10 protein-coding genes are annotated in these 12902 nt (G+C 59.3%); 8 read left to right on the top strand and 2 right to left on the bottom strand.

Annotated features, from left to right (window positions below; all coding sequences use genetic code 11):
* Positions 1–40 precede the first annotated feature (40 nt).
* Together puuC and ACMYSO_RS23210 are read left to right on the top strand one after the other, a co-directional pair.
* The gene (puuC, locus tag ACMYSO_RS23215) at positions 41–1528 is read left to right on the top strand and encodes an aldehyde dehydrogenase PuuC (RefSeq protein WP_434668332.1); all 1488 of its coding nucleotides are present in this window, start codon (positions 41–43) and stop codon (positions 1526–1528) included.
* 2 nt (positions 1529–1530) lie between these two features.
* Positions 1531–2811, top strand: a complete 1281-nt coding sequence (locus tag ACMYSO_RS23210; RefSeq protein WP_434668329.1) for an NAD(P)/FAD-dependent oxidoreductase — start codon at positions 1531–1533, stop codon at positions 2809–2811.
* Here the strand turns inward: ACMYSO_RS23210 and ACMYSO_RS23205 are convergent.
* Complete coding sequence (locus tag ACMYSO_RS23205; protein WP_434668326.1) at positions 2808–3797, bottom strand: LysR substrate-binding domain-containing protein; 990 nt, start codon at positions 3795–3797, stop codon at positions 2808–2810. The genes ACMYSO_RS23210 and ACMYSO_RS23205 overlap by 4 nt on opposite strands.
* Before the next feature lie 82 nt (positions 3798–3879).
* Between ACMYSO_RS23205 and ACMYSO_RS23200 the strand changes: the two genes are divergently transcribed.
* Positions 3880–4968, top strand: coding sequence for a tartrate dehydrogenase (locus ACMYSO_RS23200; RefSeq protein WP_434668323.1), 1089 nt, complete (start codon positions 3880–3882; stop codon positions 4966–4968).
* Positions 4969–5023: 55 nt separating this feature from the next.
* Here ACMYSO_RS23200 and ptsP read toward each other — a convergent pair whose 3' ends face one another.
* On the bottom strand, positions 5024–7525 hold the full coding sequence (gene ptsP / locus ACMYSO_RS23195; RefSeq protein ID WP_434668320.1) for a phosphoenolpyruvate--protein phosphotransferase: 2502 nt from the start codon (positions 7523–7525) through the stop codon (positions 5024–5026).
* Between the two features lie 310 nt (positions 7526–7835).
* On the opposite strand from ptsP, the gene ACMYSO_RS23190 reads away from it, so the two are divergent.
* From ACMYSO_RS23190 to ACMYSO_RS23170, 5 genes are read left to right on the top strand one after another with little or no spacing between them, the layout of a single operon-like run.
* The gene (locus tag ACMYSO_RS23190; RefSeq protein ID WP_154143586.1) at positions 7836–8912 is read left to right on the top strand and encodes a PTS fructose transporter subunit EIIC; all 1077 of its coding nucleotides are present in this window, start codon (positions 7836–7838) and stop codon (positions 8910–8912) included.
* Between the two features lie 20 nt (positions 8913–8932).
* Complete coding sequence (locus ACMYSO_RS23185; protein ID WP_434585578.1) at positions 8933–9253, top strand: PTS fructose-like transporter subunit IIB; 321 nt, start codon at positions 8933–8935, stop codon at positions 9251–9253.
* A gap of 53 nt (positions 9254–9306) precedes the next feature.
* Positions 9307–11604, top strand: coding sequence for a formate C-acetyltransferase (locus ACMYSO_RS23180; RefSeq protein WP_434668317.1), 2298 nt, complete (start codon positions 9307–9309; stop codon positions 11602–11604).
* Complete coding sequence (locus ACMYSO_RS23175; RefSeq protein ID WP_434668315.1) at positions 11570–12445, top strand: [formate-C-acetyltransferase]-activating enzyme; 876 nt, start codon at positions 11570–11572, stop codon at positions 12443–12445. Before ACMYSO_RS23180 ends, ACMYSO_RS23175 begins: the two co-directional genes overlap by 35 nt.
* 15 nt (positions 12446–12460) lie before the next feature.
* The gene (locus ACMYSO_RS23170; RefSeq protein WP_434668312.1) at positions 12461–12802 is read left to right on the top strand and encodes a PTS fructose-like transporter subunit IIB; all 342 of its coding nucleotides are present in this window, start codon (positions 12461–12463) and stop codon (positions 12800–12802) included.
* Positions 12803–12902: the final 100 nt, after the last annotated feature.

Genomic DNA, 12902 nt, shown 5'->3' with positions numbered 1-12902 from the left:
GGCATGCCCACAATTCGATTATGTGATTAAGGAGTCTTATATGGATTTCAAACATCTGGCCTGGTGGCAGGATAAAGCGCAAAGCATGGAGATTGAAACGCGGTTATTTATTAATGGCGACTATTGCTCTGCTGTCGATAATACCACGTTTGAAACCATCGACCCCGCCGCACAGCAGACCCTGGCGCACGTTGCCAGGGGCAAAAAGGCCGACGTCGAACTCGCCGTTCAGGCCGCCCGCCGCGTGTTCGATCGCGGCGACTGGTCCCAGGCCTCGCCGGCACAGCGTAAAGCCGTGCTGAACAAGCTGGCGGACCTGATGGAGCTCCATCGTGAAGAGCTGGCGCTGCTGGAAACCCTTGATACCGGGAAACCGATCCGCCACAGCCTGCGCGACGATATTCCCGGCGCCGCCCGCGCCATCCGCTGGTATGCCGAAGCCATCGACAAAGTGTATGGCGAAGTGGCTCCCACTGGCGCCAATGAACTGGCGATGATCGTCCGCGAACCGGTAGGCGTCATCGCCGCCGTGGTGCCGTGGAACTTCCCTCTGCTGCTGGCCTGCTGGAAGCTTGGCCCGGCGCTGGCAACCGGCAACAGCGTGATCCTCAAACCGTCAGAAAAATCCCCGCTGACCGCCCTACGCCTGGCCGGGCTGGCGAAAGAGGCCGGCCTGCCGGACGGCGTGCTGAACGTGATCAGCGGCTACGGCCATGAAGCGGGTCAGGCCCTGTCGCTGCACCCCGACGTCGAGGTACTCACCTTTACCGGCTCCACCCGAACCGGCAAACAGCTGTTAAAAGATGCCGGCGACAGCAACATGAAACGCGTCTGGCTGGAAGCGGGCGGCAAGAGCGCCAACATCGTCTTTGCCGACTGCCCGGATCTGCAAAAGGCAGTTAACGCCACCGCCGGCGGCATCTTCTACAACCAGGGCCAGGTCTGCATCGCCGGTACCCGTCTGCTGGTTGAAGCGAGCATCGCCGACGAGTTTCTGCGTCGCCTGCAGGAGCAGGCTCGCCTCTGGCAGCCGGGCAACCCGCTGGATCCACAGACCACCATGGGTATGTTGATTGATAACACCCATGCCGACAGCGTGCACAGCTTCATCCGCATCGGAGAAAGTCACAGCACCCTGCTGCTCGACGGGCGTAAAAACCCGTGGCCCGCCGCCGTCGGCCCGACAATTTTCGTTGACGTTGATCCGGCTTCCCCGCTGAGCCGCGAGGAGATTTTTGGCCCGGTGCTGGTAGTGACCCGCTTCACCTCAGAAGAAGAAGCCCTGCGTCTTGCCAATGACAGCAATTACGGCCTGGGCGCCGCGGTCTGGACACGCGATCTTTCCCGCGCCCACCGGATGAGCCGCCGTCTGAAAGCCGGCTCCGTGTTTGTGAACAACTATAATGATGGTGACATGACCGTGCCGTTTGGCGGGTATAAGCAGAGCGGCAACGGACGCGACAAATCGCTGCACGCGCTGGAAAAATTCACCGAACTGAAAACGATATGGATGACTCTGGAGTCTTAATCATGACCGAACATACCACCAGTTATTATGCCGCCAGCGCCAACCGCTACGAGCCCTTCCCGACGCTGAGCGAATCCATCAGCTGCGATGTCTGTGTTGTCGGCGGCGGCTATACCGGCCTCTCTTCGGCCCTGCATCTGGCCGAAATGGGCTACGACGTGGTGCTGCTGGAAAGCGCGCGCATTGGCTTTGGCGCCAGCGGGCGCAACGGCGGCCAGTTGGTCAACTCCTACAGCCGCGATATCGACGTGATTGAACGAACCTACGGCCCCGATGCGGCACGCATGCTCGGCAGCATGATGTTCGAGGGCGGCAATATTATTCGCGAGCGCATCCAGCGCTACCAGATCCAGTGCGACTACCGCCCCGGCGGTCTGTTTGTGGCGATGAACCACAAACAACTGGAAACCCTGGAAGAGCAGAAAGCGAACTGGGAGCGCTACGGTAATCAGCAACTGGAGCTGCTGGACGCCAACGCCATCCGCCAGGAAGTCAACAGTGACCGTTACACCGGCGCCCTGCTCGACCATAGCGGCGGACATATTCATCCACTGAACCTGGCCATCGGCGAAGCGGATGCCATTCGCCTGAACGGCGGCCGGGTGTACGAACAGTCGCCGGTGACCCGCATCCAGCACACCAGCCCGGCGGTGGTCACTACCGCCAAAGGCCAGGTCACCGCCCGCTACGTGATCGTCGCTGGCAACGCCTACCTTGGCGATAAAGTGGAGCCCGAACTGGCCAAACGCAGCATGCCGTGCGGCACCCAGGTCGTCACCACCGAACCGCTTTCGGACGAGATGGCGCGCTCGCTGATCCCGAAAAACTACTGCGTGGAAGATTGTAACTACCTGCTGGATTACTACCGTCTGACCGGCGACAACCGCCTGCTGTACGGCGGCGGCGTAGTCTACGGCGCCCGTGACCCGGACGACGTCGAACGCCTGATTATGCCGAAGCTGCTGAAAACTTTCCCGCAGTTGAAAGGGGTGAAAATCGATTACCGCTGGACCGGCAACTTCCTGCTGACGCTCTCGAGGATGCCGCAGTTTGGCCGCCTGGATAACAACATCTATTACATGCAGGGCTACAGCGGCCACGGCGTGACCTGTACGCACCTCGCCGGACGGCTGATCTCCGAGCTGCTGCGCGGAGATGCCGAGCGCTTCGACGCCTTTGCCAACCTGCCGCACTATCCGTTCCCCGGTGGTCGCAGCTTACGTATTCCGTTTACCGCCATGGGCGCGGCCTACTACAGCCTGCGCGATAGACTGGGCGTTTAATCCCCTCTGCCGACGGCGCCCGCCGTCGGCAACGTTGCCTCACGGTCTTGCTCTGGCAGGCTCAATGGGAAATGCTGCTGAAAGTAGTGGCGCAAAAACTCCACGCAGATGCGAATTTTCGCCGAAGTCGCCAGTCGCGACACGTACACCGCCCAGATACTGGCGGGTTGATAATACTCCGGCAGCAGATGCAGCAGATTGCCGCTGGCAATATTTTCCCTGACATCCCACCACGAGCGCAGCGCAATGCCCTGCCCCTCCAGACACCACTGGTGAACGATTTCACCGTGGTTCGATGACAGCGGCCCGGTCACTTTAATCGCGTGTTCCCCCTCTTTATCGTGCAGCTGCCAGACACCAAAAGGCCGGTCGCGCTCTTTGATCACCAGGCAAGGCAGTGCGGCAAGGTCGCTCAGCTGTTTTGGCCGGGAATGGCGGGCCACAAATTCCGGCGAGGCGCAGAGAATGCGGTGATTGGTGGCCAGCTTGCGGGCAATCAGATGAGGAGCGATATCGTCCCCGACGCGGATATCCAGATCGACGCCCTCATTAGCCAAATCCACCAGCCGGTCGGCGACATCAAAACGGATCTCCAGCTGCGGATAGCGCAGGGCCAGCTCAGACAGCGCCGGAGCAACCACCCGGCGGCCAAAACCAAAACTGCTGATAATCCGCAGCGTCCCCTGTGGCACCTGCCGCACATCGGAAAGCTCATCCATCATCTGGTCGACATCCTGCAAAATGCGCTGTCCCCACTCGTAGATGCGCTCTCCCTCTTCGGTGATAGCAACCCGGCGGGTGGTGCGGTGCAGCAGCTGGACATTGAGCGTTTGCTCCAGCAACGACACCCGCTTGCTGACAAACGCCGGTGAGACGCCCAGCTCTTCGGCGGCGGCGGCAAAACCGGCGCGACGGGCAACCAGCATAAAGACGCGTAAATCGTTCAGCAGCGGCAGATTATTCATGATTCGTGTTTTATGTTTCACCAGTTGACGGGATTAATTATGAATCAGTCAATTATAGGATAGCGGTGATGTCAATTTCCCTTACCGCAAACTGAGAACAACGATGAATAAAACCCTACGTATTGCCGCCATCCCCGGCGATGGCATCGGTAAAGAAGTGCTGCCTGAGGGCATTCGCGTACTGCAGGTCGCCGCCGAGCGCTGGGGGCTGGCGTTAAGCTTCGAGCACTTTGAGTGGGCCAGCTGCGATTACTACGCCGAGCAGGGAAAAATGATGCCCGACGACTGGCAGACGCAGCTGAAACCGTTCGATGCTCTCTACTTCGGCGCGGTCGGCTGGCCGGCTATCGTGCCGGATCACATCTCCCTGTGGGGCTCGCTGCTGAAGTTCCGCCGCGAGTTCGACCAGTACGTCAACCTGCGCCCGGTGCGCCTGTTTCCTGGGGTTCCCTGCCCACTGGCCGGCAAACAGCCCGGCGATATCGATTTTTACGTGGTGCGCGAGAATACCGAAGGGGAATATTCCGCCCTCGGTGGGCATGTTAATCCGGGGACCGAGCATGAAGTGGTGATTCAGGAGTCGGTGTTTACCCGCCGCGGCGTAGATCGGATCCTGCGCTACGCCTTTGAGCTGGCGCAAAGCCGCCCACGTAAAACGTTAACGTCGGCCACCAAATCCAACGGCCTCGCCATCAGCATGCCGTTCTGGGATTCACGCGTTGAAGCGATGTCCCGGCACTATCCGCAGGTGCAGTGGGATAAGCAGCATATCGATATTCTGTGCGCCCGTTTTGTGCTGCAGCCGGAACGTTTTGATGTGGTGGTCGCCTCAAACCTGTTCGGCGATATTCTCTCCGATCTTGGTCCGGCCTGTACCGGCACCATCGGGATTGCCCCGTCGGCAAACCTCAACCCTGAGCGCACCTTCCCGTCGCTGTTTGAAGCGGTGCACGGTTCGGCACCGGATATCTACGGTAAAAATATCGCCAACCCCATCGCCACCATCTGGGCCGGGGCGATGATGCTTGATTTCCTCGGCAACGGAGATGCGCGTTATCGGGCCGCCCATGACGGCATTCTGGCGGCGATTGAGCAGACCATCGCCAGCGGACCGAAAACGCCGGATATGCAAGGCAGCGCCTCTACCCAACAGGTGGGCGCCGCAATTTGCCACGCGCTCGCCGGACGGTAATCCAGACAGGAAGTAGCCCCGGTAAGCACAGCGCTACCGGGGAGACGCTCCAGAGCTACAGCTCCAGCTCGCGCTGCAACAGGGTGGCAATCGCCTCGCTGCTTTCCGCCGTCACCAGCGATTGGCGGAACGCTTCGTGCATAATGCGTCGCGCCAGCCGCGAGAAGATCCGCATATGCTGGTCGCCGGCGGAATGCTTGTTGAGGGTCAGCATAATCACAAACTGCGCCTCGTCATCACCCCACACCACCGGCTGCGCCAGACGCGCCACGCTGATGGTCGACTGCTCAATATGCTCTGACTTGCTGTGCGGAATGGCAAAACTAAAACCTAAACCCGTGGAGAACACCGCCTCACGAGCCCACAGGTCGGCCTCCAGCTTGCGTGGGTAGCGGCAGCGGCCGGCCAACAGCAGGTTATCGGTCATGCCTTTGAGCACCTCCTCTTTACTGCGCCAGTCGCTGTTCAGCGTAATGCACTGGGCAGTAATCAGCGGCGCATCCTGCTGGGTCATGCGGAACTGGGCTAGCAGATGCTCTACCTCCAGCGAGGTGCGGCACTGCATCGCCTGATTCAGCAGTTGCCGACAGGCGCGGCTGTCGAGCTGTGCCAGACGCGCTTTGGTCGCCGGGATCGACGGCGCGCTCATGCTCAGCTCGTCCAGCCCCAGCCCCACCAGCAGCGGCAGCACCGACCCCTTAGCCCCCAGCTCGCCGCACAGGCCGATCCATTTCCCCTGGCGATGCACCGCCTGAACCGCATAATCCAGCGCGCGTAAAAACGCCGGATTGAGGCTGTTATAGTGGCGCGTCACCCGGGCGTTATCACGATCCACCGCCAGCAGATACTGGGTCAGGTCGTTGCTGCCGATACTAAAGAAATCAATCTCTTCACAGCACTGGTCGATGATAAACATCACCGACGGCACTTCGAGCATAATGCCGAAGGGGATCGTCTCATCAAACGGAATGTGTTCGCTGCGTAGCGACTGTTTGGCATCCGCCAGCTGCTCCTTCACCCATAAAATCTCCTCCATTGAGGAAATCATCGGGATCATGATCTTCAGCGAACCGTGCGCCGACGCGCGTAAAATGGCCCGCAGCTGGGTACGGAACAGCGCCTGATACTCTTCATAGATCCGCACCGCCCGGTAGCCGAGGAACGGATTGTTCTCCGCCGGAATATTAAGGTAGGACACGGGCTTATCACCGCCGATATCCATGGTGCGAATGATAATGCTGCGTCCGTTGGCCGGCTCCAGCGCCTGACAAAAAATATTGTAGAGCTCGTTTTCCGACGGCGCGCTCGGGCGATCCATATACAGCATTTCGGTGCGGAACAGCCCCACCGATTGCGCGCCATGACTGAACGCCGCCGCGGCTTCAACAGAGTGCGCAATATTCGCCGCCACCTCTACGCGGATGCCGTCTTCGGTGCGGCCCGCTTTATCCAGCCAGGCCTGCTGCTGCTGGCGTATCTGCTCCTGTACCCAGGTTTCCTGCCGGTAGTAGCGTGTCACCGCTTCGTCCGGCTGTACCACCACCAGACCGGCGTTGCCGTCGATCTGCACCGGCTGGTCAACCCATGGCAGTAGCGCCGTCACATCGACCCCCACCAGGGTCGGAATATTAAACGACCGCGCGAGGATCACCGTATGCGAGGTGGTGCCGCCGCTGCGTAACAGCAGACCTTTGAGCAGCGTTTTATCCAGCTCCAGAAACTGACTGGGAGTTAACTCATCGGCAAGGCACACGGACGCTTGCGTCAGTTTGCCCGGCGCCGGAAAGCGCGATTCGCCATAGATATGCTGCAGCAACTGGAAGCAGACATCGCGAACGTCCAGCACCCGCTCCTGCAAATACGCGTTACCGGAGGCGCTGAACTGCGCGCAAAAATGTTCACCAGTGGCGACGATCGCCTCGGCGCAGCTCAGGCCGGTCAACAGCCCGCCCAGCAGGTGCTGGCGCAGCGAGGCATCGGTCGCCAGAGAGCGATGCGCTTCGAGGATCGCGCTGGCGGTGCCATCGTTGTCCAGCAGCCGAAACTCAATAGTTTTGACCAGCAGCGTCAGGCCGTTATCCAGCAACGCCTGCTCCTGCTCGATACTCCCCGCCGCAGGCAGCGTCCCGGCGTCGCGCAGATCCAGAGATTTCAAATGCGTGAGCACGCCCCCGGCGCTGCCCGCACAGACCGGTAACGCGTGAAACAGGATCGGATTAAGACGTGACAGCGATTGCGGCACCGGCTGGATATCCATCTTGTCCGCCGTCGGCAACGGCGCATCGCAGTGCGGAAACTCATCACGCATAAACGCCGACAGCGCATCGAACGCCTGCTGCTGGTCCTGACCCGCAATAATCAGCTGACAGCCATCCCCTTTGAGGGTATTTGTGCCAATAATCGCCAGCGCGCTTTTGGCGTTGCCGCGCCCGTCGCTGCGGGTATTGACCCATTCGACCGAAGACGAAAACCTGTTACACAGCGTTTCTACCAGACTTGCCGGTCGCGCATGGACGCCATTGGGCAAATCACATATGAATTCAATTACCAGAGCCATCGCCTTCCTCCTGAGCAATGCGTGAGTTATTCAAAAGGTAAAGAATGTCTTTGCCAGTCACTACGCGACAAAACTGGCAATTACTGGACAATTGTATGCTTCGTTCGTTTTTATGCTCGCCATCACAAATCCCGTGGCAACATCATTAAATCTCCCGGAAAGACTAACATTTGAGGTGGATCGCAATTTTCCGCTCACCTTACAAATATCCAGTAAATGCACTTTTTCTCTACTGTTTTAAGCGTCGCCCTTTTTCTAAGGTTGATGCATCAACTCAGTCACGGGCCACACAGCGCTCAGGAGAAAAATGATGAACGAACTGGTGCAAATACTAAAAAATACACGCCAGCATCTTATGACCGGGGTCTCGCACATGATCCCCTTTGTCGTTTCCGGGGGGATCCTGCTGGCGGTCTCCGTCATGCTGTATGGCAAGGGGGCGGTGCCCGATGCGGTCTCCGACCCTAACCTCAAAAAACTGTTTGATATCGGCGTGGCCGGCCTGACGCTAATGGTGCCGTTTCTGGCGGCCTACATCGGCTACTCCATCGCCGACCGCGCGGCGCTGGCCCCTTGTGCCATCGGCGCCTGGGTCGGCAACAGCTTTGGCGCCGGCTTCTTCGGCGCGCTGATTGCCGGGCTGATTGGCGGCCTGGTGGTCTACTACCTGAAAAAAATCCCGGTGCACAAAGTGCTGCGCTCGGTGATGCCTATCTTCGTTATTCCGATTATCGGCACCTTTATTACCGCCGGGATCATGATGTGGGGCCTCGGCGAGCCAATTGGCGCGCTGACCGCCAGCCTGACCGGATGGCTGCAGGGAATGCGCGAAGGCAGCATCATCGTGCTGGCCGTCATTATGGGGCTGATGCTGGCCTTCGACATGGGCGGCCCGGTCAACAAAGTGGCCTACGCCTTCATGCTGATCTGTGTCTCACAAGGCGTCTACAGCGTGGTCGCCATCGCCGCCGTCGGTATCGCCGTTCCGCCGCTGGGTATGGGGCTGGCGACGCTGATTGGCCGCAAATACTTCTCCGCGGAAGAGCGCGAAACCGGTAAAGCCGCGCTGGTGATGGGATGCGTAGGCGTCACCGAAGGCGCTATTCCTTTCGCCGCCGCTGATCCGCTGCGGGTGATCCCCGCCAATATGATTGGCGCAGCGGCAGGCTGCGTGACCGCAGCGCTGCTCGGCGCACAGTGTTACGCCGGCTGGGGCGGGCTGATTGTCCTGCCGGTGGTGCAGGGCAAAGGCGGCTTTATTGCGGGCCTGCTGGTGGGAGCCGTGGTCAGCGCGGGCTGCGTCATCTTGCTCAAAGCCCTCGCCAGAAAGAAAGCGTCCGCCGCGAAAGCCGACGACGAGATAGATCTTGATTTCGAAATTAACTGATACACGGGAAGGAATATTGTATGACCAAAATTATCGCCGTTACCGCTTGCCCGTCTGGCGTTGCCCATACCTATATGGCCGCCGAGTCGCTGGAGAGCGCCGCCAAAACTAAGGGCTGGCAGGTCAAAGTCGAAACGCAGGGCTCTATCGGGATTGAGAACGAGCTAAACAGCGAAGACGTCGCCAGCGCCGATATCGTGATCCTCACTAAAGATATCGGTATCAAGTTCGAAGAACGCTTCGCCGGAAAAACCATCGTGCGCGTCAACATCAGCGACGCGGTGAAACGGGCCGACGCCATTATGAACAAAATCGACAGCCATCTTGCCCAGAAGGCCTGAATGAATAACGCGGGGCACGGTTTGTGCCCCGCCTGAATAACATGGAGTTTGTCATGACCAATCGCACTCAACGCCTGAAAGACCGTCTGTTCGCCCAGCCGCGGGAGATCTCCCTCGAGCGCGCCCTGCTCTATACCGCCAGCCATCAGCAGACAGAAGGAGAACCGGTGATGATCCGCCGGGCCAAAGCGACCGCCTGGATCCTCGACCATGTGCAGATTTCGATTCGTGATGATGAACTGATCGCCGGTAACCGCACCGTTAAGCCGCGTGCCGGGATTATCTCTCCGGAGATGGACCCCTACTGGCTGCTCAACGAGCTGGATCGTTTTCCAACGCGTCCACAGGACCGCTTTAACATCAGTGAAGAAGACCAGCGCATCTACCGGGAAACGCTGTTCCCCTACTGGGAAAAGCGCTCAATGAAGGACTTTATCAACCAGCAGATGACCGATGAGGTTAAACGCGCCATCAGCACGCAGATTTTTAGCGTGAACCAGACCGATAAAGGCCAGGGACATATCATCATCGACTACCCGCGCCTGCTGGGCAATGGCCTTGCCGCGCTGGTGGCGGAACTGGATGCGCTCCACGCGCAGCACCCGCAAAACGCGTTTTACGAGGCGGTGCTGATCCTGCTGCAGGCCTCCCAGCGCCATATCCTGCGCTATGCGGCCCTGGCCGATGAGATGGCCGTCGCCTGCGTTGACCCGCAGCGGCGCCAGGAACTGGAAACCATTGCCGCCACGTCGCGCCACAATGCGCGGCACCGTCCGGAAGATTTCACCCAGGCCTGCCAGCTGTTCTGGTATATGAACATCATTTTGCAGTATGAATCTAACGCCAGTTCGATTTCCCTGGGACGTTTTGACCAGTACATGCTGCCCTATTATCAGGCGTCGCTGAATCGCGGCCAGGACCCGCAGTTCCTGCAAGAGCTGCTGGAGTCACTGTGGGTGAAATGTAACGATATCGTCCTGCTGCGTTCCACCAGCAGCGCGCGCTATTTCGCCGGCTTCCCTACCGGCTATACCGCTCTGCTCGGCGGCCTCACCGAAACCGGGCGCAGCGCGGTGAATATCCTCTCCTTTTTGTCCCTCGACGCCTATCAGAACGTTCGTCTGCCGCAGCCGAACCTCGGCGTGCGGGTCAACGAGCTGATTGACCGCCCTTTCCTGCGCAAAACCGCCGAGACCATCCGCCTGGGCACAGGTATTCCGCAAATCTTCAACGATGAAGTGGTGATCCCGGCGTTCCTCAACCGCGGCGTGTCGCTGGAGGACGCGCGGGATTACGCGGTGGTCGGCTGCGTGGAGCTGTCGATCCCCGGGCGGACGTACGGCCTGCACGATATCGCGATGTTCAACCTGCTGAAGGTGATGGAAATCGTGATGCTGGAAAACGAAAACAACCCGGACATCACCTGGGACGGGCTGATGGCGCAGATCCGCGACAAGATCCGCTACTACATCAAGCTCATGGTCGAAGGCAGCAATATCTGCGATATCGGCCACCGCGACTGGGCACCGGTGCCTTTGCTCTCCTCGTTCGTCGAGGATTGCGTGCCGCATGGCAAAGACATTACCGAAGGCGGCGCGCGCTATAACTTCTCCGGCGTACAGGGTATCGGCATTGCCAACCTGAGCGACTCGCTGCACGCCCTCAACGGGATGGTGTTTGAGCAACAACGCCTGAGCTTCGCGGAGCTGGTTGCAGTGCTGAAAGCCAACTTCCAGACGCCGGAGGGCGACAAAATTCGCGCCCGGCTGATCAACCGCTTTGAAAAGTACGGTAACGATATCGACGAGGTGGACAACATCAGCGCCGATCTGCTGCGCTTTTACTGTAAAGAGGTTGAACGCTATGAGAACCCACGCGGCGGCCGCTTTACCCCCGGCTCCTACACCGTCTCTGCCCACGTGCCGCTGGGCTCGGTGGTCGGCGCGACGCCGGACGGACGCCTGGCTGGTGAACAGCTAGCGGACGGCGGGCTGTCACCGATGGTCGGTCAGGATGCCCTCGGGCCGACGGCGGTGCTGAAATCGGTCAGCAAGCTGGATAACACTCTGCTTTCCAACGGGACGCTGCTGAACGTCAAATTTACCCCAGCGACGCTGGCCGGGGATAGCGGGCTCAACAAGCTGGCGGATTTTTTACAAGCCTTCACCCGGCTGAAGCTGCAGCATATTCAGTTCAACGTGGTCAACGCCGATACGCTGCGCGAAGCCCAGCAACGACCGCAGGATTTTGCCGGTCTGGTGGTGCGCGTCGCGGGCTACAGCGCCTTTTTCGTCGAGCTGTCGCAGGAGATTCAGGATGACATTATCCGTCGCACCGCGCATCAGCTGTGAGGTGATGGCCACGCGTGCTGACAGGGCACGCATTTTTAACATCCAGCGCTATTCGTTGAACGACGGTCGGGGTATCCGTACCGTCGTGTTCTTTAAGGGCTGTCCGCACGCCTGCCCGTGGTGCGCCAACCCGGAGTCGATCTCGCCCAAAATCCAGATCGTGCGCCGGGAGAGCAAGTGCCTGCACTGCGCCCATTGCCAGCAGGATGTGGTCGAATGCCCCACCGGTGCCTGGGAGCAAATAGGCCGCGACGTCACCCTGGATAATCTGCTGAAGGAGGTGCTGAAAGATGAGGTCTTCTTCCGCGCCTCCGGCGGCGGCGTCACGCTGTCGGGCGGCGAAGTGCTGATGCAGGCTGAATTTGCTACTCATCTCCTGCGCCGGCTGCGCGAATGGGGGATCCGCACCGCCATTGAAACGGCGGGCGACGCCGCATTCAGCCGCTTTTTCCCGCTGGCGCAAACCTGCGATGAAGTGCTGTTCGATCTGAAAATTATGGATGACGCCCGGGCTCAAACGGTACTGCAGATAAATATGCCGCGGGTACGGGATAATTTCACCCGGCTGGTCGCGGCGAATATTCAGGTTATTCCCCGGGTGCCGCTCATTCCGGGATATACCCTCAACGAAGAGAATTTCCGCCAGATTCTGGCGTTTCTGGCCCCCTTTAAGCTGCCGGAAATTCATCTTCTGCCGTTCCATCAATACGGCGAAGCCAAATACCAGTTACTGGGAAAAATCGGGGCACTGTCGCAGGTTCGCGCCCCACAAGCGTCTGAGATCCACCCCTTCAGGGTGCTGGCTGAACAGTCCGGTTTTCAGGTGACCATCGGCGGATAACGCCAGGAGGATACGATGGATGTCAATATCGTTGCCGTAACGGCCTGCGTCAGCGGCGTCGCGCATACCTACATGGCGGCCGAGCGTCTGGAAAAGGTGGGCAATCTTGAAAAGTGGCATATTAAAATCGAGACCCAGGGCGCGCTGGGAGTAGAGAACAAAATCACGGCTGACGATATCGCCCATGTTGATGTCGTCCTGCTGGTGACGGATATTGAAATTGACGACGCAAAACGTTTTCACGGCATCCGCACCATTAAGACCAGCATCAAAACCTTCCTGTTGCAGCCGCAGCTGATTATCGAGGCGGTGAAGTGCATTATGAAAAAGCCGGTGGTTTATATCGACATCCCCTGACCGCCCGGCTATGCGCGGCACCCTTCCCGAATGGCGGCGTAAAACGTCTTATCCGGGCTACCGCACTCAGATAATAGCCCGGCTAAGCGCAACGCCAGCC

The sequence above is a fragment of the Klebsiella sp. B345 genome (assembly GCF_051131735.1).
Lineage (GTDB): Bacteria > Pseudomonadota > Gammaproteobacteria > Enterobacterales > Enterobacteriaceae > Klebsiella.
Note: the sequence above shows the minus strand (reverse complement) of the source record. Positions and strands in the feature narration are given on the sequence as shown.

Excerpts from the sequence above, each read along its gene's own strand:
- puuC (WP_434668332.1), top strand. The coding sequence starts at position 41 with ATGGATTTCAAACATCTGGCCTGGTGGCAGGATAAAGCGCAAAGCATG.
- ACMYSO_RS23210 (WP_434668329.1), top strand. The coding sequence starts at position 1,531 with ATGACCGAACATACCACCAGTTATTATGCCGCCAGCGCCAACCGCTAC.
- ACMYSO_RS23200 (WP_434668323.1), top strand. The coding sequence starts at position 3,880 with ATGAATAAAACCCTACGTATTGCCGCCATCCCCGGCGATGGCATCGGT.
- ptsP (WP_434668320.1), bottom strand. The coding sequence starts at position 7,525 with ATGGCTCTGGTAATTGAATTCATATGTGATTTGCCCAATGGCGTCCAT.
- ACMYSO_RS23190 (WP_154143586.1), top strand. The coding sequence starts at position 7,836 with ATGAACGAACTGGTGCAAATACTAAAAAATACACGCCAGCATCTTATG.
- ACMYSO_RS23185 (WP_434585578.1), top strand. The coding sequence starts at position 8,933 with ATGACCAAAATTATCGCCGTTACCGCTTGCCCGTCTGGCGTTGCCCAT.
- ACMYSO_RS23180 (WP_434668317.1), top strand. The coding sequence starts at position 9,307 with ATGACCAATCGCACTCAACGCCTGAAAGACCGTCTGTTCGCCCAGCCG.
- ACMYSO_RS23175 (WP_434668315.1), top strand. The coding sequence starts at position 11,570 with ATGACATTATCCGTCGCACCGCGCATCAGCTGTGAGGTGATGGCCACG.
- ACMYSO_RS23170 (WP_434668312.1), top strand. The coding sequence starts at position 12,461 with ATGGATGTCAATATCGTTGCCGTAACGGCCTGCGTCAGCGGCGTCGCG.